The following is a 22020-nucleotide window of genomic DNA, read 5'->3' as shown; positions in this document are numbered from 1 at the left end:
TGGCAGGCTGCTCACTGCGCATAGGATAGCACCAGACCTTCCAGCAGTCGCCGCCAGCCGTCGATCGAGACGAAGAGCAGCAGCTTCAGCGGCGTTGAAACCACCGTCGGCGACATCATCTGCATGCCGAGCGCCACGAGAATGGCGGAGACGGCGAAGTCGATCATCAGGAAGGGCAGATAGATCAGAAATCCGATTTCGAATGCCCGCGTCAGTTCCGAAACGAGGAAGCTCGGCGTCAGAACGGTGATGTCGTCGGAGGCGATCGGGCTAACCGGTGCGTTTGCCCAGATTTTCTGCGATGCCTGGACGAAAAAGTCGCGGACCTCGGCATCGGAAAATTTCAGCATGAAATCCTTCAGCGGTGCCGCCACCTTGACCATGCCGTCCGCCATACCACTGACCGTGGCGAAATCGCCGCTATGGGCGAGCAGCAATTGCCAGCTGTTCTGCAGCACCGGGTTCATCACGAAGGCCGAGAGCACGATGGCGATCGCAAAGACCAGGAGATTCGGCGGTGTCTGCTGGATGCCGATCGCATTGCGCACGATCAGGAGAACGACCGAAATCTTGGTAAAGGAGGTTGCTATCACGGCAATGACCGGCAGCATCGAGATCGCCGCCATCGCCACGAGGCTCTGGGCAAGAGGAAAGGTCTGTTCCATCAGTCGTGCAGCATTGTCACGCGAACGGCGCTCAATCCATCCACGGAGATAATTTCCCCCCGCCCGATGACACGGCCCTGGGCGATGATATCGACGGCATCCGTCAGCGGCCTGTCGAGATTGAAGACATAACCTTCGCCGATCGTCTCGAGTGTGCGAAGCGGAAGCTCCAGCCGTCCTGCATCGAAGACCAGCTTGATCGGGATGCTGTCGACAGGCGACGGACGCGGCTCGCCCTGCAATTCCTGATCGACGGTTTCATTCGTCATGAAATGCCTCATTGGTCCGGTTGGCGTCGACAGAAGCGGCTGGGTGAGGACCGCGCCTTTGTCCGATCGCATGCAGGTTGCAAGGTAACGTTCACCCGTGATCGCGATCACGGTCTCCGGCGCCGCCCCATCGATGACGATGCCGTCCCCCAATCGCAGGGATTTGATCTCACCGACCGACAGCACGGCATAACCGCGCCGGATGCCGACGGTCGTCGTCAGGGCATCGAGCGTGCGGCGCGGCAGGCGGCTCGCCCAGCCGACCAGCCCGTTCAGAAAAGCCTCGTCGAAGCGGCCGCTCAAGGGCAGGCTCATGCCGTTCCAGCCGATTTCGAAGCCGAAATTGCCGCTGGCATCCGGCTGCGGCTCCACGCCGATCTGCAGCAGCGACAGGCTGATGCCGATCTTGTTCTCGATTGCCTCGAAGGCCTCGACGAACTGATGTTCGACCACCGCCGCCTGTTCATGCGGCGACAGTTTTTCCCAGAGGAGCAGCGGTTCAAGCCTTTCGGCCAGCAACCGCAATGCGCCGGCCGACGCAATCAGCATCTGCTCCCGTTCGCCGATGCGGCAGAGAAGACCGACCGGATCGACGATCCGCGCGGCTGCGATATCGGGGGACAGTGGGCGAACGGAAAGCGTCTGCTCCCGGACCGGAATTTGCCAGGCGGCGCGCATCATCGTGTCGGAACGGGAAAAGAAGCTCTCGGCCATCGATGACCGGGGCCATGCGGTCGCTGCGATATTCATCGGACAAGCTCCTCGATCGCTTCGACGATCACGCCGAACGGCTGCGGCTTGCCCTGGCCGTCAAACAGGAAGCGCTGGATGAGCCCGTGTTTGGCGACGGCCTCGTCGACGGCGGCATCGCGCCCCTGGCGATATTCGCCGACGCGAATCAGCAGTTCCACCTCGTCATAGAGGGCCAGCAGGGCGCGCAGCCTGTCGGCGGCCTGGCGATGGCTCTCGCTCACCACCGCGCTCATCGTCCGGCTTCGGCTGGCCAGCACATCGATCGCCGGAAAATTGCCCGCCCTGGCAATCTTGTCGGAGAGCACGATATGGCCGTCCAGCAGCGATCTGGTTTCTTCGGCAATCGGATCGTCCTGCTCTTCGCCTTCGACGAGGACCGTATAGAAAGCTGTCATCGTGCCGTTTGCGCTGTTGCCGGCGCGCTCGAAGATCTGTGGCAAGACGGCGAATACGGAAGGCGGAAAGCCGCGTCGCACCGGCGGTTCGCCGGCAGCAAGCCCCACTTCGCGCAAGGCGCGGGCCATGCGGGTGACGCTATCGATGACGAGCAGCACATGTTTTCCCTGCTCGCGAAAATATTCGGCGATCGCCGTTGCCGTCATCACCGCCTTGAACCGCTCCAGCGCCGGGCGATCGGATGTGGCGACAACCAACGCCACATTCGAGGGGACGCCTTCCGGCATGTTGCCGGCAACGAATTCGCCGACCTCGCGTCCGCGTTCGCCGACCAGGGCGCAGACGATCACATCGGCCTTGTTGTTGGCGACGATCTGGGACACCAGCGTCGACTTGCCGGCGCCAGGCGCGCCGAAAATACCGATGCGCTGGCCCTGGCCGCAGGTCAGCAATCCGTCCAGGGCGGCAATCCCCGAGGTAAACGGCTGGCGGATGGGGCGCCGCGACAGAGGATCGACCGGCTGGCCGTAGAGCGGCTGCAGGAAACGCGCGTCCTCGCCGGCGGGGTTGGCGGAGGGACGCAGGATATTGCCGTGTGCGTCGACGATCGCGCCGAGCAGGAAATTGCCGACGGAGACGGCCGGTTCCCGGCCGGTCGGGACGATTTCCGTGCGCAGGGAGATGCCGCGGGTTTCGCCGTGAAGCGAGAGAAGCGCCGTCTCGCCGTCGATGCCGACGACATCGGCAAGGCCGATGCGACCTCGGCCCGGCTCATGCAGTTCACAAAGCTCGCCGATCCTGACCGAGGGGATGAGCGCCCGCACCAGCAGGCCCGAAACACTCTTTACGCGCCCGCTCTGCCGCCGCACGTCCGTTTGTTCGAGTCTCCGCTCCATCCGAAGCAACGCGTCAACCATGGACGAGGGCCTCGATCACGGTGGCGAGCTGGTCTTTCAAGCCGATCTGGCTGCGTCCCGCCGACGTCTCCAGAATAATCTCGCCGGCAGACATCAGCGGATCCGTCTCGATAGTGATGCGGTGATCGATATCCGCAATTGCCCGGGCGATCATGGCGGCATCGTCGGGGGCGACATGCAGGGCGATCTCCTGGGCCTCAGCGGTCTGGGATATGGCGTGGCGGACCAATCGCCTCGTGCGCTCGTCGGCCTCCATCGATCCGAGGATCAATCCGACCGATTTCAGAACCACCGCCTCGACCCAGCTGTCGAGATTGGCAATTTCCTGTTCGGCTTTTCCGAGCGAGGCGGCAAGCCGTGCGGCGGCATCGCGAACGCCCTGTTCGAACCCGTCGCGATAGCCGTTTTGGGCGGCCTGCTCGCTGGCGGCGGCAAGTGTCGCCTGCGATTGGGCGGCGTCGTGGCGGGCAGCCTCCAGAATTTGCGCCGCCTCTCTGATCTGGCCGAAACTCTCCGCCGGAATGATGCGGTCGTGGCGCGCAAATCCCGAGCTCATCGTCCGGCGCCTTCCTGTATGGAGGCGACCTCGTCGACAGCGGCCGTCGCCAGAACGAGCGCCGGGCTCTTCAAGAGGGAAGCCGAGCCGTTTTCGGCCATGTCGCGCCAGCCCGCCCACCGCCATGCCGCAGAGATCCGGTATTCGTCTGCCAGAAGCGCCAGCATCGACCAGCCATCGGCCTCGACGACATGCCTTGCCTGCTCGCTCAACAGATCAAGCGGCGGCGTTGCCGTGGAAAGATTGATGTGGCCGAGGGCGAATGCGACCGCTTCCTCGCCGTAGACGGCCTTGAGCCTCGCAAGGGTCGGGCGATCGACCGCGGGGCAGAAGGCTGCGAGATGATAGGCGAGGCCCGCCCGGAGCGCGGCCGTTGCGCGTCCGCCCGCGTCCATGGAAATCAGGCGGCGGGCGCCGTCGGCAAATGTGGCGGGGTCGCCATGGGCTTCCGCGATCTCAGTGAAAAGCCGCCGATACAGCCGCGGTGACAGGGTAGACCCATCGGCAAGGAGCGGCGCGGTCCCATCCCATCGGGCGGCCGGCAGCATATCCGCGGAAAGCAGCGCTGCCCTGCGGATCCTCGCGGCATCCGAGATCGCCTCGCCGTCCGAACGCGGCGTGCGCATGCTCAGCGCTCCTTCCGCTGCGGCAACAGCAGCAGCAGGCATGCCCCGATGGCGAGGATGATGGCGCCGATCACGGCCAGATTGGGGCCTTTGAAAGCCGAGAGAGCGCTTTGCACCATCGAGAATGGCGCCGCAGCGGGTGCCGGCGTCACTGGTGCTGCTGGGGCGGGCGCTGCGGCTGTGGCAGGAGCCGCCGGCGCGCCGACCTCCGACCAGGGGCTGACCACCACCGAGACATCTTCGTAAGAGAGATCACGGATGCTGTTGACCAGAACGGATCGGCTTTTCATGTCGATCTCGTTGAGATTGGCGCCGGGGCGATATTGCAGCACGGCCGCCGCCCTCGCCTTCTCCTTGATGAGCCCGCGGCCGTTCTCCTCCGGCAGCACCACATGGACGCGCGCCGTCGCCACGCCGTCAAGCCCGGAAAGCGTTTCGGCAAGCTGCTGCTCGATGGCGTAGCTCATCCGGGCTTTCTGTTCGTAAGGCGTCACAAGGAAGCCGTTGCCGGGAAAGAGTTCGGCGACATTTCCGAACGACTGACGCGGCAGACCGGCGCCCGCCAGCAACTCGATCGCCCGGGCATGATCGGCTGATTCAGCGATGATCGCATAGGTCCCGCCCTTTTCGCTCTTCATGGTGACGGAGATGCCGGCGCGTTCCAGCAGGACCTGAGCATCCAGCGCATCGCGCTGATCGAGTCCCGTCAGCACGTCCTGGCTGCAGGCGGCGAGGAACAGGCAGAGGGCGAGCATGGCGGCCTTCGGAAGGACTTTGCGCGCGGGCGAAGAGATCGATGATCTCGCAAGGGCCGATGAGATCATGATATTCACTGGCCCTGCGTCAGCCGTTTGGACGACGACATCACCGACTGGGTGAGTGACGACAGCAGCGTCGTGCCGGTTGCGAATTGCTGTGATTTCTCCAGCCGGTCGATCGATGTCGTGATGTCTTCGATCTTCGGGCCGCTGTGATCCTTGTCCGCGGCAAATCGCACCAGCGGCGTCTCCGGCTGGCCGCTCCCGGCCACGGGCATGAAGAATGCCGACAGCCGTTCGAGAATGCTGGAGGGCCTGGTATTGCCTTCCGGTGAATAGGAGGGCGGGACGGCGTCGGACTCAGGCGCGATCTTGCGGCCCTGGGTGTTGGGAATAGAGGTGAGTTCGGTTGGCCGAAGGCCGGCGAAATCCGCCGGTTGCAGTCCGATCCGCTCCGCCACGATCTCCGAGGTCTTCAGCACATTGCCTGTCGATACGCCGTCGACGGGCGGCGTGAAGGCGCGGCCGGAAAGTTCTTCTCCACTCATTGCAATTCCTCAACTCGGTACACGTCAACTGCAAACGATGAACGGGAACGCTACTCGTCGCTGCCTTCGTCGATCGCCTCCTTGGCGAAATTGAAAAGCGAATTGTTCAGCATCAGGGTGTTGGAAATCATGCCTGGCAGAAACGCGTCCACGGCAGCGGAGAGTATCTCGCTCTCGCTGTTCGGATCGACCTTTTTCGTCGTGCTGCCGGTGGTGTCCTTGGAACCCGTCTTATCGGTCGTCAGCTCCACCGAGACAGGGTTTGCGAGCGCCAGGTTGAGGTCGGAGTTCACTGAATCTACGGCCATATGAGCACTTCCATCAAGGAGTTATCAAAATGAATGCATGATTTGATATGGATAAAAAAACGGCCGGTCAATTGTTTAAACTTAACCGATGGTTAATTTTCGGAACTTGCAATCGGCATTGACAACTTTATCGACCTTTATATTAAAATTGAACGTTTTTTATCCGTAAAGCGCAGCAGATATCCAGATTGCGCATGAAATTCATACTTAAATTTATTGCTATCAAATGTTCACAGGCCAGACTGCCTCTACGCCAACCGGGCCTGTGAGTACCCAGATATTTGGTGTTGCGAAAGCGTCCCGGATCAGCCCACCGCCGTACCGCGGCGCTTCTCGATATCGGCGATGATCGCGTCCCAGTTCTCAGGGGTCAGCTCGCGCTGTTCCGGGTCGCGGGGCGCGGGGGCGACGCCGCCCTTGGCGCCGACGATCGGGCCGGTCTTGGCGTAGATGCCGACCGTGTCGTTGACAGTGCGCTTAAGCATGTCGTTCATCATGTCGGTCTGCTTGTGGAAGGCTTTTTCCTGCTTGATGCTCTGGTAGATGGCAAAGCCCGCCCAGGCCGCCCAGGACACCGCGCAGGCGACTGCGAAGGCGAGCGAGAAGCCGCCGGAGACGAGCGCTACCGTTGCGCCCGTGCGCCCGAGGAAGGTGGAATTCACCAGCATATTGGCAACGCCTGCGATGCCCTCGATCGCGCCGACCGTGTCCGCCGCGGTTCCGATACCCATGAAGATGAGATCGACCGGATCGCCCTTGCCACTGGTGAGCCCCTGCAGGAACTGGTAATATTCCACCGGCAGCCAAGCGACGCCGGCAACGGCGCCAACCGTCGTCCCGGTATTCTTGAAAAAGGCGGAGAGCACGCTGCGCTGCGCCCGCGCCAGCTCGTCGGAAACGCCGACGAGTGAACTGATCCCATCCAGCAGCGAAAAATTCGAGGCTTTGATCGCCGAGCCGAGCGCACTGCCCATGTGCGCGAGAGCGCCAAGGGCGTGCAGAACCACGATGCCGATGCTGTCCCAGGTCGGGCTGGTCATGTTGAGGCCGGCATAGATGGAGCGGGATGCGGTGAGCACCGACATCACGCCGGAAGAGAGCGCCGCCTTGTATTTGACAGGATCGACCCCTGCCGGCGCCGCCGTCGCGGTCTTGTCGATCAGCTTGGCAAGGTCGGCCTTGATCGTTTCGACGCTGCCGCCCGGTCGCATCGTCGCCCAAAGCGCGGTGAAGATCGTCGTGAAATTGGTCTTGTATTGCGCCATGGCATCGGCATTGCCCTTGAACAGGGTTTCCGCCAGCGCGTCGAGGCTCGGGGCGATGATCTTCTTGATCGCCTCTTCGGCGGTCTTGCCGTCGACGATGATTGGATCGATCACATCCGTGCCGGGCATCAGCGTCTTCATCAGGCCTGACATGGAAAGTCCCATGTCCTTGAGGCTCGATGTCAGATATTCGCTGTCGATATAGGGCAGATCGAGACTTTGGATGGTCTTGCTCCAGCCATTGTCCTTGGTGGCGAACATGCGCTCGGCGATCCAGGCGTCGCCCCCGCTGCCGGCGAAGAAGCGCCCGCCGTCTGAGCCGTTGGCGGCAATGCCCTTGCCGGCCAGCCCGGTGCCGATCATGATCGCCGCCATGACGTCGTTGAACGAATAGCTGGCGAGATTGCTGGAGGGCAGCGGCGAGACGCTCTTGTCCCACTCGGCATTGGCCGGCAACTTCGAGACCAGGCTGGCGCCCATGACGAGCCCTTCCAGCGCGGTCTGCACCGCATGGCGGTAGCCCAAGACCTCCTTGCCGCCGGGTGCGCTCAGGCGCGACGTCAGGCGCTCCAGATTGCCGGCGAGATCGCCGATGCCGATTTCTCCGGCGCCTACCTTGTCGAGCAGCGGACCGAGAAGCGCCTTGACGTCGGCCTTGAACTGATCGCGCACCTCGGGGCTGTCTGACCCGTAAAACTGGTTGGCCATCGCCTGGATGGTCGGGTTGAACAGGTGGGTGATATTGTTGGGCACGGTGCTGCCGAATTCGGAAGCGGCAACCTTTTTCAAACCGTCGAGGTCGATCTTGAGATCGGGGAACAGGCTGCCGCCGAGCCCGAGCGACTGGTCGAAATCCATAACCGGCAGGATGGAGCCGAGCCCCTTCAGTTCCCGCTCGGTCTTGTTGCCGGCCAGTCCCATGCGGATCAGGCCATCGAGCGCCGTCGTCGGATCGGAGATCGTCGGCAGCACGTTCTTGTCGAAGAATTCGGCATAGGTCTTGTCGGCAATCGCCGAGCGCTGCTTTACGAAATCGTCGGGAAGCACCATGGAATAGAAGCCGAGGGCGGCATTATATTCCTTGAGAATGGTGGTGACGTCCTTGCCGGATTTGAGACCGTCATTCAGCAGGCCGCCATTGACGATGTCGCGCTCAAAGGCATCCTCGACCTTCGTACGCAGGTCCTTCATCTTCTCGTCACGCGTTATCGTGTCGTTGATGATCTCGGAAGCGTCCTTGTTCGTATCGGGCGGCGCCACGCGATAACCGGAGAAGATCAGCTTGAAGGCCTTCAGCGCCTTCTCCGTCATCAGCGAGTTGACGTCGGGGTCCGAGCCCAGGATGGCGATCGACTTGTCGAGATCCTTCAGGATCTCCTGGTCGTTGTAGATGCCGCGCTGGTTGTCGCCGAGGCTGTCCTTGTATTGGCCGAAGGTCGCCTTGGTCTGAAGCAGATCGAGATACATGATCAGTTTCTGCTCGGCAGTGTAATTGTGAGGGTTTTTGACGACGTCGATGCTCTCGAAGGATTTGTCCTTGTCCTTCAGCCCTTCCATGAAGCCCTGATTGATCTCGCTCATGAAATCGGAATTGAACAGGAGATCGATGACCGGCTGGATCGGCGCGGTAGGGCGGGACGTGCCATTCGACGTGGCGGCCAGCGAAACGAACTTCGGACTGCTCGTCTGCGCCGATATAGAGGAGAAAATCGTCAGGGCTGCCGTCGTGGTCCCGTCAGAGGCAAAAGGCGATGCCTTCTTGACCGTGGTGCTCGTGGTTTTGCCCTGGCTCGTGGAATTTTCGGACTTTGGATCGGAATTGGCGTTTAGCCGGAGAAATGAAACCGTATCGATATCCGAAGATGCTGGTGCGATCGATGACATGCGTTCCCTTTGATTTTCTTTTTCCGCTTTTCGCGGATGACGTCGTTTACCTTACGTTAGGCATAAGATCGACCTTTGCGTGATAATTCAAGCCCGATCGCGACATCGCGGTTGCATAAAATGCAGCGGCCTCGCGCCTGGAGATCAAAAATCACATTTTTACCGAGGGGTCGCAGGGTATTTCCCAGGCTGTGGCGGTCATCGTTGCCGCCCCTCTGCCTCTACCAGATGAATGACGGGTCTGGCCCAAATTCGAGATGCACGGACTCGCCGGTGTAGCGTTCAAGCTTCTCGTTCAGCTGCTTTTCCATTTTGTCGAGCTTCTTCACGCCATTGGCCATATCCCACAGGCCAAGCGCTAGCCCGACGGCCGAGGCAACGAGGCCGGTGACCAGTCCGGCCGCGGCAAGGCCGGTTTTGGCGGCGCTGCTGAAGATGGTCACGACTTCCGGCGCCACCGTTCCGAGTCCGGAAAAGGCACGGGACATGGCATTGGTCAGATAAAGCATCGCCTCGGAGAAACCGATGAGCGCGTTGCCGGTACCGGCAATGCCGCCGATTATTTCGAGCGCGCCCTTGGCGCGGTCGCCGGCCTTCATCGACCGCGACGCCGAATAGAAGCCGAGGCCGGCCATGGCGAGGCCGCCGGCCGCGCCGAGGATCTTGCCTGCCGCTTCCATCGTCTTCGGCGAGAAGTTCATCGAGATCCCCTTGCCCCAGCTGCCAGGCTGATTGCCGAAGGCGCTGAACGGTTTGCCGGCAACGTCGAGGTTCTTGCCGAGACCTTCCATCGTCATGCCGACGATCTGTGTCGCCGAGCCGACCGCAGCGGCGATATCGGCCGGCGTCCACTTGCCGCCGACACCGAGGCCGCGCGCCACCAGCACGCTCGACATCGTCAGCATCTGCACGGCGTGCATCAGACCGGCCTTGTACACTTCGGCATCGATGCCGGCAGGTGTCCGGGTCTGGCGCGGCAGATCGAGCGAATCCTTGAAGGAGGCAAGCGCATCGTCGAGCTTCATACCGCCGCGCATCATCCGCAGAACGCCGTCGACGTCGCGTGCTATGTCCTGTGCCAGGTTCTGTTTCAGCGTCTCGCCGCCATCGGCCGGGCCGTTTTTGCTGATGAAATCCTCGGCGAAGGTGTTTGCCAACTGGCTGATGGCGTCATTCGTTGCGCCGGGCACGAAGGTGTCATCCGGACCCGACAGCAGCGGCTCGAGATCGACACCCTGGCCGTCGCCGATATAATGTTCCTTGATGACGTTCGAGAAGGTGACGTTCGCGGCGTCGAGATGCGCGTCGATATAATCCTGGGGCAGGAGATCGACGAGCGTGTTGAGTTCGGAATAATAATCCTTCAGGGCATCTTCGAAGCTCTTGCCGGCGCTCAGCGCCCGGTCGATCGCCTTGCCGCCGCCGATATCGATCAGATAGGCGTCTTCGATGTTGGTGAGCAGATCGGAATTCGCCGGGCGTTGCAGATATTCCTTCATGCCGCTCGCGAAGATATCCGAGAGATGCTGCTGCGTCGCCGGATCGGCCGTCAGCTTTTCGATCCGCGCATCGAGGTCCTTGCCGACGCGCTCGCCATCGGGCACGCTGTCGCCATACTGGTTCATATAGCCATTGAACTGCTGTTTGATCTCGATGAGATCGTAGAGCAGCGTCGCCTTCTGTTCCGGCGTCAGCTGGTCGAGGTGGTCCATGTTGTCGGGCGCGACGAAATCCCGGCTCACGTCCTTCACGGCGTCGCCGAGAATGCCGTATTTGAGTTCGTCGAGCTTCTTCAGCGTCGGCTCATAGGCGGTCGACGGAGCGTAGCCGCGCAGCAGCTTGCTTTCCAGGATGTCGTTCTCGTCGATCGGGCGCTCCACGACCGGCTCGATGGCATCCGAGCCCGACATGACAAGGTCCATCTTCTTGAGGCTCGATGTCAGATAGTCGCTGTCGATATAGGGCAGATCGAGATTTTGGATGGTCTTGCTCCAGCCATTGTCCTTGGTGCCGAACATACGCTCGGCGATCCAGGCGTCGCCGCCGCTGCCGGCGAAGAAGCGTCCGTCACCTGAGCCGTTGGCGGCGATCTCCTTGCCGGCCAGCCCAGTGCCGACCATGATCATAGCCATGACGTCGTTGAAGGAATAGCTGGCGAGATTGCTGGAAGGCAGCGGCGAGAAATTCTTGTCCCAGTCCGGATTGGCCGGCATCTTCGAGACGAGGCTGGCGCTCATGACGAGCCCTTCCAGCGCGGTCTGCACCGCGTGACGGTAACCCCAGACTTCCTTGCCGCCGGGAGCGATCAGACGCGAGGTCAGGCGCTCCAGGTTGCCGGCGAGATCGCCAATGCCGATTTCTCCCGCGCCAACCTTGTCGAGCAGCGGACCGAGAAGCGCCTTGACGTCGGCCTTGAACCTGTCGCGGACCTCGACGCTGTCTCCCCCGTAAAACTGGTTGGCCATCGCCTCGATGGTCGGGTTGAACAGGTGAGTGATATTATTGGGCACGGTGCTGCCGAATTCGGAAGCGGCAACCTTTTTCAAGCCGTCCAGGTCGATCTTGAGATCGTTGCCCGGGTCGGTTTCGGGCGTGCTCACCTTTGCATCGACCAGGATCGCGGTGGCGCCGCTTTTGCTCTGGGTAAATCCGACGAAGCCCCGCGCAGCGGAGATGTCGAGTGCCTGCCCGTTGCCGCTCGGCGCGATCTTGCGTATTTCGCCGGCGTCGATGGTTTTTGTCGATGCAGAACGGCCAGTCACGTCTTTCTGGCCGAGGTCCACGACCAGGGTTTCGACCTCTTTCGATCCGCTGCCAACACGTTCCAACATGATTTCGTCACTCCTGATCGACGGCCGCACCCTGAACGGAGGCCCGGAAAGCCTCGTTAGGTCAGAAGTTTTTCAGTGATATGACAAATGGGTGCTATCGGAGCGGCAAAATTGAACCATTGACCCCCACATAGCTTCCAAATTATACCGCAGTACAAATGCTGGTGACACCGCAGTCGCCAAGGTGCGGCGCAATAGAGCACGCTCCCGTAGGGAATGCGCTCACGAGACAGATCGAAGTCGGTCCTCGGGCTCGGTTTTCAGACTGCATTGTCCGGCAAATCGGTATAAGCCGTCCTCTCGAACAAATCAGGGGACAACATGGAAACCGTGGAAATCAGCAGCCGCAGCGACTTCGGCCTTTGGGCAATTGAGCGGGCGCGGGAAATCATAACGTCCGAGGGAACTGCTTTTGCGATGGCCGCTCGCGATATGGACGACGAGGCGCTTGCAAACGCTGCAGCCGCGCTAGGCAAGGCCATCAGCGATGCGATGGTGGAAGTGTTTGACGGCCTGATAGATGAATCGTGATTGTGAAGAGACAGCGGGTCACTGACCGATAAAAATTGGTCAGCACCGTCCGGGCTCGCCGTCTTCCCCTCTCATTGCAAACTGTCAGAAACTTGCATATATTTCTGACAAGAGAAATGCCATGCAAAAGCTGACATAGCAAATCATGGGACATGCTGAACGACTGCCGGAAGGATCCGCGCTTTCGGCAAAGAGTTTTTTGCATCTCGGAAATCGAGCCGCCCTGGATCAGGCTCTGTCGCGCCTGGCCGAGCGTGGCGAGCTCGTCCGGGCGGGCCGTGGTATCTATATGCGGCCCGTCAAAAGTCGCTTTGGCAGTCGGCCGCCGACGGTCGAACAGGCCGTAGAGGCGGTGGCGCAGCAGCGCGGTGAGGTCATCGTCTCGAATGGCGCCGCCGCGGCAAATGCCCTGGGCCTGACCTCCCAGGTCCCGGTCCGCTCCGTCTACCTGACATCCGGCCGTAGCCGGACGATGACCCTTGGACAGCAGACGGTCGAGCTCAAGCACGTGCCGCGCTGGCAATTGGCCTTGGCCGATCGACCTGCTGGCGTGGCGGTCCGCGCACTTGCATGGCTTGGGCCGGAGAGGGCCGATGAAGCACTGTCGCGGATCAAGCGAAAGCTGCCGCCGGAGGCGTTCGGCGAGCTGGTGGCGGCGGCTCCGCAGTTTCCGACCTGGCTTGCAAGAAGCGTAGGAAGGGCTGCGCATCGCTGATCTATTCCTGAGCTTGTCAAAGATGACCGGCGCGAAGCCTTGGCTGTGGCAGCCGACCACAGCGGACGGCCCATTCATCTCCTCGAAAAGGATGTCTGGGTCGTCTGGACGCTGCAGACGCTCTTTTCGTCCAAGCTCGGTGAGCATCTCGTCTTCAAGGGCGGCACCTCGCTTTCGAAAGCCTACGGTGTCATCAAAAGGTTCTCCGAGGATGTCGACCTGACCTACGATATCCGCGCCCTGGCGCCGGACTGTTGGCGACAATGACGAAGCACTGCCGAAAACCCGCAGCGAGGAGAAACACTGGACCAGCGAGGTGCGAAAGCGGCTTCCGGTCTGGGTGGCGGGCTCGGTGGAGCCGGTTATGGCGCGTTGCGCGTTCAATCTCTTCCGGCGGCAATCCGCCTCGAGGACGATACGCTCTACCTCGACTATGAAGCGGTGAGCAGCGGATCCGGCTATGTCGCCCCGAGCGTCATGCTCGAATTCGGAGCGCGTCGACCGGCGAGCCGGCCAGTATCCGCGATATCGACTGTGACGCGTCGGGCCAGGTTGATGGTGTCGAATTTCCGAAAGCGAGTCCCCGCGTCATGCACGCGGAGCGGACGTTCTGGGAGAAAGCGACCGCCATCCATGTCTTCTGCCTGCAGGAGCGCCTTCGCGGCGATCGTTTTGCCCGCCACTGGCATGATGTCGTCCGGCTGGACGATGCTGGTTTCGCCGACAAAGCATCCGCGGATCGGCAACTCGCCAATGCCGTGGCGAAACACAAATCCATGTTTTTTGCGGAAAAGGCGGCCGACCGCTCGCCCATCGACTACGCCGCAGCCGTCAACGGCAATCTGGTTCTGACGCCATCCGGAGAAGGTCTGCGTGCGCTCGGCGAGGATTACGTGCGCATGGTCGACGACGGCCTGCTGCTCGGCGATTCCGAGCCGTTCGAGCACCTGATCGAGCGATGCACGCAAATTCAGGCGCATGCCAACAAAAGCGACGCGTCAAAATAAGCAATTGCCGGCCCACAGCCGCACCTGCCCATTACTGTGAGTGCCCTGTCACCGACGCGGTTTGGCTTCGCGCCAATTATTAGGCGTTTGCTCGTGGCAGGCACCCTTGATGTGATGAGAGTGACCCGGTTATTCCGGCTCCGGCCTCGGCGAGGATGTGGCCAAATACCGCACGGGCGCGGGTTCGTTTGAGGAAAGTTGCGCCACGTAAAACGAAGATCCGGTGTGTTTGCAGTGAAGGCATTCCAATTCCCAATTTCAATCTCGCCGGAAGCCCGAGCAAGCTCAAAATCGCTGACGCGAGAATCGACACGGATGTTCCACTTGCCGCAACGGCACGTTCTCGCGCCAAGTGCCATCCTCCCACTGGCGCGCCGCACGCTTGATTGGCTCTATTCCCGCAGGGGGGGTCGACAAGACGACGGTCACTTCTTGGCGTCCAGCGGATCGATGTCGCCTTTCATCAGGAAGGCCGCAATCTCGACAGGGCCAGCGCGCCCGGGCGTGACGATGATTTTTGCCATCGCCTTGTCTGAATGAAGATGCGTCGAAGCCGGCTGTGCTGCCGCAGCGATAGGCGCGCGGTGGCGGCGTGAATCGCCAAGTTGCCGCAACGGCCAGCACGAGGAACTCGACCAACGTCTCGGCGGCGAAATAGCGGAAGGTGCATTCCGGTAAACCACGGCGATCGAAACTTAAATCCGTCGCAATCTTCTCGACACTCACGTAGCATGAGCCTCGCGAACAAACGCCGCCACGCCACTATGGCAATTTCACTTCTCCTCCTCGGGATGCCGACTAACACGTTCGCCCATCCCCATATCTTCGTTGATGCGAAATTCGAGGCGGTCGCGGCGCCCGATGGAAGCCTCCAGGAGCTGCGCGACACATGGCAGTTCGATGAGGTGTTTTCGTCGTCAGTGCTGCTCGACTACGACAAGAACCGCAACAATGCCCTCGACCCTGCGGAAGTTGCTGCCGTCGCCAAAACAGTCCGGGAGTCGCTTGCGCAGTACAACTATTATATGAACATCACGATCAATGGGAAAACACTCGCGCTTGCGAAGCCGGACATCCTGCATGGGACCTATGAGAACGGCTCCCTCACCCTGTCTTTCGCACAGAAGCCAATGGCCAAGACGCCGCTCAAAGGATTGATTGTTTTCGGCGTTTATGATCCGACACTCTATACTGCTCTCGATTTTGCCAGCGATGCCGATCTGAAAATCTCGGGCGAAGGCTTTAGCGGTTGCACTCACAAAGTCGTCAGGCCTGGCTCGAAAGAAATCCTTTCCGAAAATCAGGCGATGCTGACGACGATGTTCTTCAACGATCCAGTGGGCACAGACTACTCGCAGATTGTTGCGACCCGATTGGAAGTGCGCTGTTAAGGAGTGTCGAGGCATAATTGCGAACTATCGAACCTCGTTGTCGCCTCTGTCATGATGATCGATGTCATTCAGGTCTTTGTTTACATCACGGAGAGCACCAGATGCGTTCCAGGCTCAACCTTTTGCTAGCAACGGGGTTGGTCATCCTGGCACCAATGCTGTCCGGATCAACTCCCGCACGTGCCGCGGGCAAGAGTTCGCCTTTCCCGGCTTGGATAGCAGACTACGTCGGCGACGGGAAAGGCCAGATCACGCGCGTGGTTCTGGAGCGGGCGCGGAGGTTATATCTGGAGAAGGTCGCGGAGGGAACGGTCAAGAACGCCTGTTACTTCGCAATGGATGCGACACGACCCAACGATCTGACAGTTGGCCGGTTCTACGTGATCTGCGAGGCGAAGCAGTCGTTTCGGGTGATCTCGGCAGGGCATGGTGGCGGCCTCAACCTCCCTGGCGTGGTCAACTTCTCCAACGGCCGGGAATGCGCTAAGAATTTTGGCAACGCGCTGGACTCAAACTTGACCGCCGGCGCGTATCTGACAAGCGAGATCAAGACCTCGTTCAAAGGCTATTATCTGGCGCCTTCTAACAGAGAGGCGGTTTTGACCCGCTCGTTTGTTCAATTCGATGGGATCGGCGATACCGCCAACGCCAGACAACGCGCCATCGGCGGGCATGCTGCGGCGCTCGTCTCTGGGATCTGCATGCAGAAAAAGCCGGAGAGCCCATATGCCGATCGGAAAGGCTATGTCCCTGTCGGGAAGTTGGTCACCTATGCGGGCGGGCGAAGCGACGGATGCACCAGCTGGTCGCCGGAAGAGACCCCGGAAGTCTTGTCGATGGTCAAGGATAATCCGACGACGCTCTATATCTACCCGGAGGCGCGCGACATCGCCGCGGTCGGCCGGGCAACGACATCGGGCAAGTCGCCAGTAAGCGCTGGATCATACTGGAACGCTACCTGCCTTGGCGAGATCGGCTCTCCGCAGTTCTGGCCGAAAGAGCGGCTGGAGCCGATCATCGCAAGATATAAGCAGGATCATCCAGCACCACCGCCGCGTCCAATTCCCCTCTGCCAAGCATCCAATTGAAAAGCGGGTGGCATCTGAGAAAACGATCGTCGTTTTGAATGTCACCTTTAGCTTTGACGACCAAAGTCCTCTGCGTATAACATTGCTGCAGCAGCCTCCTCGTCGCCGCCAATGCTTGGAGCACACTGAGATGGAACTCGCTCGTTCTATCCTGAATGCCGCGACACTCGCAACCTCGGGAACCACAGGCACAAACACGCACGAATTTTGCTTTTCCTCGCAGGGCAAAATTATTCTGGCAGGGTGCTGCTGGCGAGCGCCCGGCAGGAGAAGCTGGAAAGTGGCAAGGTCGTGCGCGTCGACAGCACGTCACCGCCGCACTGATCCATGAGCCGAGCGACCGTAGCCTATTATGGGACGCTGTCCGGGTGACGGTGCGGCTGTTGCAGCAGGCCGTGGCACTGGGTAGAGCCATCCCATGGCACGACCACCGCCGCGCGGCAAAGAAGCGGGCTCGAGCGATCGAATACCCGCGGCCGCCCCAAACGGATCAAGCACTACCGCGAACTGCTCAAGATCACGCGCACGACCTTGAGTTATCTGCAGCAGGCGAGTGAACAGTTGCCCCTGACGGCTGGCCCGGCCGGCGAACTGTGGCAGACCCAGCCCCGCCACTATAAGCTGCTGATCGACCGGATCATCGGCCAGACCGAACGGCGGGTCCTGGCCGGCGAGCCGGTGCCGGCTGGCGAGAAGCTGGTGAGCCTCTTCGAGCCGCATGCCGACATCATCGTCGAAGGCAGCCGCGACGTCGACTACGGCCACAAACTCAATCTGACCACCGGCAGAAGCGGACTGGTCCTCGACCTCGTCGTCGAAACCGGCAACCGGCAGACAGCAAGCGTTTGCTGCCGATGCTGGAACGCCACATCGCCTTTTATGGCCAGGCGCCGCATCAGGGCCGGCTATGCCAGCCGCGATAATTTGAGCCGAGCCAAAGCCTGCGGCATCCGCGACATGGCCTTCCACAAGAAGTGCGGCCTCAAGATCGAAGATATGGTCGGTAGCCGGGGTCTATCGCAAGCTCAGAAACTTCCGCGCCGGCATCGAGGCCGGCATCTCATGTTTGAAACGCGCTTGTGGCTTGGGGCGCTGCACCTGGCGTGGGCTCGACCACTTCAAGGCTTATGTCTGGTCATCGGTGGTCGCTTACAATCTCGCCCTCTTTGCCCGCCTCCGGCCGGATCGTCGGCGTTGGTGAGGCGAACAATGCTGTCCGCGATGGCGAGGACGTTCTTCGACCGGTGGCCGATCCGTCAGCAGCCGATGCTCGGACGCTTCCAGCGCCTCTATCCGCCGGTACTCCGTCATGTCGATTTACGATCCGAAAAATAAAGCATCCTTCCGTCGTCCCCATGGATGGGACTTAAATGCAAGCGGTTCCAGAACTGCTCCCCGTTCTTCTTATAATTCAAGATCTCGACGCTCACCTCCCGCTCGTCGGCGATGCAGCGCGAAGTTCGGCGACGGCGATCGGAGACGTCGCCGGGCCCTAAAGGAAACGACAATTCCGGCCCAGCACCTCTCCGGCGGCGCAACCGGTCAGCTCGAGGAATGATCTGTAGGCCAGCCCGATCGGCAGATCCGGCTTGCGCGCGTCATTGACGACCATCGGCATCCTATTCGTTCGAACGCGACCGCCGCAAGTTCTTTCCGGTCGGCCAAGGCTGCTTCTGACGATACCGAAGGTAAGTCTTTGTCAAATTGGGTCGTCATCCTTCCACGCTCAATAAGAGGTCCGATAACGTCGCACGCCGTCTTTTTCCTAAAAGACGATCGACCGACTTGGCCTATGCGGCAGGCTTCCCGACCAGCCCGTCCGGGAGTCACGGTTCGATGGCGTTGTCATTGCGCCTGTATGGGATGAGGTAAGGCAATTCCGCTTGCGCGACCGGAAGGATCAGGCGCAGAATAAAATCATGAACCCCATTTCCACCTCCAGTCGCGCTCGGGAGCGCTTTCTCGAAGCAATCCTTCAGAGTGCCATCGAATATGCGATCATCGCCCTGGATCTCGACTCCCGAGTGATCACCTGGAATGAGGGTGCCCGCCGAATTCTCGGATGGGATGAGACCGAAATCGTCGGCCATCCCGTGGCCGTTATTTTCACTGAGGAAGACCGCGCGGCGGGCATTCCTCAACGGGAAATGACCGCCGCACTGACCCAGGGCCATGGAGATGATGAGCGCTGGCACCTTCGAAAGGACGGCTCGTTATTCTGGGCGTCGGGCCAGATGATGGCGTTGAGATCGGATGATGGCGAACTCGAAGGCTTCGTGAAGATCCTCAGGGATCGAACCGAGCAGCGGGAAAATGAGGAGCGACAGCGCGTCCTGATGCACGAACTTTCTCACCGCATCAAGAACACGCTGGCAGTCGTTCAGGCGATCACCAACCAGTCATTCCGGAACGCCGCCAGCATCGAAGCCGCGGAGCAGTCGATCTCGTCGCGCATCAAGGCATATGCAAACGCGCACGATATTTTGCTGCAGAAGAACTGGTTATCCGCAGCCGTCGATACGATCATCGAAGCGACCGCGGTGAATCTCGGCGTTGAACCGAGCCGCATCAAAGCAAGCGGTCCGGCAGTCAGCCTGAACCCGCAAGCGGCTCTTGGCTTCGCCCTCGTGCTGCATGAGCTTGTCACCAATGCGACAAAGTACGGGGCTCTATCAGGGGATACAGGAACTGTCGAGATCGAGTGGTCCGTGCGCAAAAATGTCGGCGACGATCGCTTCAATCTCCATTGGCAAGAGAGCGGTGGCCCAGCCGTGGAAGCCCCAAAGAAGAAGGGCTTCGGCTCCCGCTTGGTCAATACGAGCCTGTCCGCTTTCGGAGACGTCTCGTTTGACTACGCCGCAACCGGCTTCAAGCTCGACCTCGAGGCATCGCTTCAGAAACTGCAATATCAAAATTGTCCGGATCTTGAAGTATGAAGAGATGTCAAATGCTGCCCCGAGGCTCCGTGTCGTCGCCGATGCCAAGATCAGCGAAACAACTGGCCTTCATGCGCCTACTCGGCCTCAGCCTCTTCGATCTCCTGAGGAGACAGGTGGTAGATGACGAGTTTTTCGACGACGTATTCCAGGTCCTGGTCCATCCTGAGAAGGTCGGTTGATTTGCCCAGGTGGCCGCATTCACCGAGATAGTCGAAGCACATACCCCACACCGCATTGCGAAGCTTAAGAACCTTCCTCGTCGTCTCCGGCGAGAAATATGGTTCTTCACTGAAATCGAGGGCATCAGACACGTCCCGCGCTCGCCGCGACATAGCGTCCGACGAGACCTCGAACCATCTTCCGCGAACACTTCATAGCACTGCCTGCAACGTTCTACTGCAATCTTCAGTACATCATTAAGCGAGATGTCTTGGTCGTGTCTGAACAACACCGTAGGCATGCCGGATCCTCCGTATTCGAGATGGAATAGAGCGCCTCAGGAATGTTCCCATTTCGTTCCTTTCAAAAAAGGAGTCAGGGGCGCGCTTTTTTCGATGGTCGTCATAAGGCGCTCACTATCCAACGGGTCCACCGGATTTCGTCGGCTATGCCTTGCACCATGGTCTCGGCCTCGGAGGACAGCTCTTGCGGCCGCAGACGAATGGTACTGCAAGGCCTTCGCTGATCAGAATGCTGCCGACATCCTTCCCGTCAACCAACAGCATCCCGAAAGGGCGCCATGGTTGCATTTCTTCGTACCTTCGGTGTCCGGCGGACAAAAGCACGCGACTTTTCTCAGTTCGGTGCTGCCGCCGGCAACCAGCTCTCGAAGCCGCGCCAACGCCCGCTCGCCCTGTTGGCGCTCATATTAGCATTGGGGCGAGAACTTCTCCGGCGTGTTGAAGCCCACCAAACGTGTTCCGGCGGCATCGCCAACGACGTGTACGGTGTCTCCGTCGGTCACCGTGAATTCCTGGGCCACAGATGTCCTCGCTGTGCCGGAGTTGACTGAAATTGCCCTCCCAAATCGGATACCTGCTGTGCGACGGCCACAGCAGCAACGATCAGGAGCCCAATGGCCAGCCGTCTGCCTGCTCTACCAAAACTGGGGACGAACATTTTCTTGGGCTGGTGGCGAGATCGGGGAAAGGGAACGACCGCGGATTGCGATGGGGCGGGCCGAGCGCGCTGCCTTAGAATCTCGAAAGTCTTTCGCCACTGTTGAGAGGCGAGCATTTCCGCCAGAACGCTCAAGGCGAGCGTGGATGTCGGCAAGAAACGTTCGCTGCCAACCCGTCAAGTTTTGACGTTGCAGTGCCGCTTCGATGTCGTGTCGCAGGTTTCCAGCCGGTTCCATGGCTCTATCGCTTCGTGCGGATAATCACACCTAAGCAGGAGGACCGGAAGAAATTGTAAACTGCAACCTCATTCAGCGACCAGGGACGGATTTCAGCCCATCGCGGGCGTGAATTGGCCGCTACGGGTCGTAGCGGCGCCGGCGAATTATTGCACCTCATAAACGCCTGCGTTATCAGCAGCGTCGCGCAGCCCCTTAAATGACGCGTGCCGCAGCTTCCCGTCGTGCGTCCACGCTCGATATTTGATCTCGGCAACAAGCTTCGGATCGACGAAGACCGCATTTCACTTCCGTCCGTATCGACAGGGGGCTTGCCGATGGTCAGTTTGTCTATCTGTTTCCGGAACTCACCCGCAGAATATTCGCTGAAGCCGGTTCCCACTCCCCCCACATACCAGCTCTTTTCCTCTGCGCGGCGAGCAGCAGCCGCCCAATGCCCGCAATGACGCCGTCGACTTCTCATGCCCAATGATTAAAAAGCCATCGCTCTGGACACATTTGATCTTCACCCAGCCGACCGGGTCGATAGGTGGCGTCCCTTCGCTTGGCGATGATCCCCTCAAGCCCGTGGTCGCAGGCGATGCGCAGGAGAACCTCTCCGTCCGTCTCGATCTCCTCGGACAGTCGAAGGGCGTCTTCGCCGCCTGCCGGCACCAGCCCTTCCAGAAGATGGCGTCGCGAGGCGAGTTCGGTTCCAGTGAGGTCGTGGCCGTCGGCTGGAAGCTGTCGATCGATTAAGAATGCTCAGGGCGAAGCCTGGTTATGCAGTCAATCGGGCAGGTCAGTGAACGGCAGCCGACGTCGGCGCGTTTACACGTGTTGCCCACCTGCCGACATAGGTGCCGATGAGCAGCGTCGTGACATCCTCTAACGATCTCGCGCCTTCGTTGAAGAACTCGATGGCGGCCGAGCACAAGGTTTGCGACGCCTGGTCGTCGGGTTCGACCTCGTAATAGCGGTACCAAGCCTGTACCGCTTCCGAAAGCATGCGGAAGTGTTTGTCGTGCGTTGGCATGTGACATCCTCCAGCTATCGACATAGCGGAGGAGCGATCTACAACAAGACCTCAGTCTCCAACTCTTCGGGATCCTGACGGCGGTCGTTCCCCACTCAAAGGACGCCACAGTCGAGAACGGTCACTGTCAATCGGCGTCCAAAGTTCACCCCTTATCGGCGTCCAATTTTGACCCCCCATATGCTGTAGATCAGCGCTTGG

Annotated in this window: 18 protein-coding genes and 4 pseudogenes; 8 read left to right on the top strand and 14 right to left on the bottom strand. The window is 60.3% G+C overall.

The window, feature by feature from the left end:
* Window positions 1-11: 11 nt before the first annotated feature.
* The 9 genes from sctR to PYR71_RS29160 all read right to left on the bottom strand — a co-directional run bounded on the left by sctR (window position 12) and on the right by PYR71_RS29160 (window position 8642).
* Window positions 12-665 carry a type III secretion system export apparatus subunit SctR gene (gene sctR, locus PYR71_RS29200; protein WP_046977182.1) on the bottom strand — a complete coding sequence of 218 codons (654 nt, stop codon included), beginning with the start codon at window positions 663-665 and terminating at the stop codon, window positions 12-14.
* A complete protein-coding gene (locus tag PYR71_RS29195; protein ID WP_046977181.1) occupies window positions 665-1684 on the bottom strand; it encodes a FliM/FliN family flagellar motor switch protein in 1020 nt (339 codons plus the stop codon). The genes sctR and PYR71_RS29195 overlap by 1 nt, the downstream gene beginning before the upstream one ends.
* Window positions 1681-3000: a FliI/YscN family ATPase gene (locus PYR71_RS29190; RefSeq protein ID WP_046977180.1), complete on the bottom strand. Its 1320-nt coding sequence runs from the start codon at window positions 2998-3000 to the stop codon at window positions 1681-1683. Before PYR71_RS29190 ends, PYR71_RS29195 begins: the two co-directional genes overlap by 4 nt.
* Window positions 2993-3556 (bottom strand): type III secretion system stator protein SctL, encoded by a 564-nt coding sequence (gene sctL, locus PYR71_RS29185; RefSeq protein ID WP_046977179.1) that lies wholly within the window; start codon window positions 3554-3556, stop codon window positions 2993-2995. The genes PYR71_RS29190 and sctL overlap by 8 nt, the downstream gene beginning before the upstream one ends.
* Window positions 3553-4182, bottom strand: coding sequence for a hypothetical protein (locus PYR71_RS29180; protein WP_046977178.1), 630 nt, complete (start codon window positions 4180-4182; stop codon window positions 3553-3555). The genes sctL and PYR71_RS29180 overlap by 4 nt, the downstream gene beginning before the upstream one ends.
* A 2-nt stretch (window positions 4183-4184) precedes the next feature.
* Window positions 4185-5015, bottom strand: coding sequence for a type III secretion system inner membrane ring lipoprotein SctJ (sctJ, locus tag PYR71_RS29175; RefSeq protein ID WP_046977177.1), 831 nt, complete (start codon window positions 5013-5015; stop codon window positions 4185-4187).
* Window positions 5012-5488: a hypothetical protein gene (locus PYR71_RS29170; RefSeq protein ID WP_064820006.1), complete on the bottom strand. Its 477-nt coding sequence runs from the start codon at window positions 5486-5488 to the stop codon at window positions 5012-5014. Before PYR71_RS29170 ends, sctJ begins: the two co-directional genes overlap by 4 nt.
* A 50-nt stretch (window positions 5489-5538) precedes the next feature.
* The gene (locus PYR71_RS29165) at window positions 5539-5796 is read right to left on the bottom strand and encodes a hypothetical protein (protein WP_008534237.1); all 258 of its coding nucleotides are present in this window, start codon (window positions 5794-5796) and stop codon (window positions 5539-5541) included.
* A 305-nt stretch (window positions 5797-6101) separates the two neighbouring features.
* Window positions 6102-8642 (bottom strand): hypothetical protein, encoded by a 2541-nt coding sequence (locus tag PYR71_RS29160; protein WP_225884182.1) that lies wholly within the window; start codon window positions 8640-8642, stop codon window positions 6102-6104.
* Between the two features lie 25 nt (window positions 8643-8667).
* Between PYR71_RS29160 and PYR71_RS29155 the strand changes: the two genes are divergently transcribed.
* Window positions 8668-8958, top strand: coding sequence for a hypothetical protein (locus PYR71_RS29155; protein ID WP_004672580.1), 291 nt, complete (start codon window positions 8668-8670; stop codon window positions 8956-8958).
* 208 nt (window positions 8959-9166) lie between these two features.
* Here PYR71_RS29155 and PYR71_RS29150 read toward each other — a convergent pair whose 3' ends face one another.
* Entirely contained in the window at window positions 9167-11776 is a 2610-nt protein-coding gene (locus tag PYR71_RS29150) for a hypothetical protein (RefSeq protein ID WP_064820005.1), read from the bottom strand.
* A gap of 321 nt (window positions 11777-12097) precedes the next feature.
* Between PYR71_RS29150 and PYR71_RS29145 the strand changes: the two genes are divergently transcribed.
* The 6 genes and pseudogenes from PYR71_RS29145 to PYR71_RS29120 form a co-directional block, all read left to right on the top strand.
* Entirely contained in the window at window positions 12098-12307 is a 210-nt protein-coding gene (locus PYR71_RS29145; protein WP_064820004.1) for a hypothetical protein, read from the top strand.
* Between the two features lie 145 nt (window positions 12308-12452).
* Window positions 12453-13022 (top strand): DUF6088 family protein, encoded by a 570-nt coding sequence (locus PYR71_RS29140; protein ID WP_225884183.1) that lies wholly within the window; start codon window positions 12453-12455, stop codon window positions 13020-13022.
* A pseudogene (locus PYR71_RS29135) lies at window positions 13015-14029 on the top strand (nucleotidyl transferase AbiEii/AbiGii toxin family protein). Before PYR71_RS29140 ends, PYR71_RS29135 begins: the two are co-directional and overlap by 8 nt.
* A 731-nt stretch (window positions 14030-14760) precedes the next feature.
* The gene (locus PYR71_RS29130) at window positions 14761-15420 is read left to right on the top strand and encodes a DUF1007 family protein (protein WP_016737409.1); all 660 of its coding nucleotides are present in this window, start codon (window positions 14761-14763) and stop codon (window positions 15418-15420) included.
* A 101-nt stretch (window positions 15421-15521) separates the two neighbouring features.
* Window positions 15522-16508: a hypothetical protein gene (locus PYR71_RS29125; protein WP_064820003.1), complete on the top strand. Its 987-nt coding sequence runs from the start codon at window positions 15522-15524 to the stop codon at window positions 16506-16508.
* A 240-nt stretch (window positions 16509-16748) separates the two neighbouring features.
* Window positions 16749-17709, top strand: a pseudogene (locus PYR71_RS29120) (ISNCY family transposase); the annotation flags it as partial.
* Here PYR71_RS29120 and PYR71_RS29115 read toward each other — a convergent pair.
* Window positions 17687-18224, bottom strand: a pseudogene (locus tag PYR71_RS29115) (PAS domain-containing protein); the annotation flags it as partial. The pseudogenes PYR71_RS29120 and PYR71_RS29115 sit on opposite strands and share 23 nt — an antisense overlap.
* A gap of 203 nt (window positions 18225-18427) precedes the next feature.
* Here PYR71_RS29115 and PYR71_RS29110 point away from each other — a divergent pair.
* Complete coding sequence (locus PYR71_RS29110) at window positions 18428-19444, top strand: sensor histidine kinase (RefSeq protein WP_029532363.1); 1017 nt, start codon at window positions 18428-18430, stop codon at window positions 19442-19444.
* Window positions 19445-19521: 77 nt separating this feature from the next.
* On the opposite strand, the gene PYR71_RS29105 is transcribed toward PYR71_RS29110, so the two are convergent.
* From PYR71_RS29105 to PYR71_RS29095, 3 genes and pseudogenes are all read right to left on the bottom strand, one after another.
* Window positions 19522-19758, bottom strand: a complete 237-nt coding sequence (locus PYR71_RS29105) for a hypothetical protein (protein WP_158464442.1) — start codon at window positions 19756-19758, stop codon at window positions 19522-19524.
* A gap of 1192 nt (window positions 19759-20950) precedes the next feature.
* Window positions 20951-21518, bottom strand: a pseudogene (locus tag PYR71_RS29100) (ATP dependent DNA ligase); the annotation flags it as partial.
* A gap of 67 nt (window positions 21519-21585) precedes the next feature.
* Window positions 21586-21819, bottom strand: coding sequence for a hypothetical protein (locus PYR71_RS29095; RefSeq protein ID WP_016737406.1), 234 nt, complete (start codon window positions 21817-21819; stop codon window positions 21586-21588).
* Between the last annotated feature and the right edge of the window lie 201 nt (window positions 21820-22020).

It is taken from the genome of Rhizobium mulingense (assembly GCF_029194105.1).
GTDB lineage: Bacteria > Pseudomonadota > Alphaproteobacteria > Rhizobiales > Rhizobiaceae > Rhizobium > Rhizobium mulingense.
This window is presented reverse-complemented; position numbering and strand designations above follow the sequence as displayed.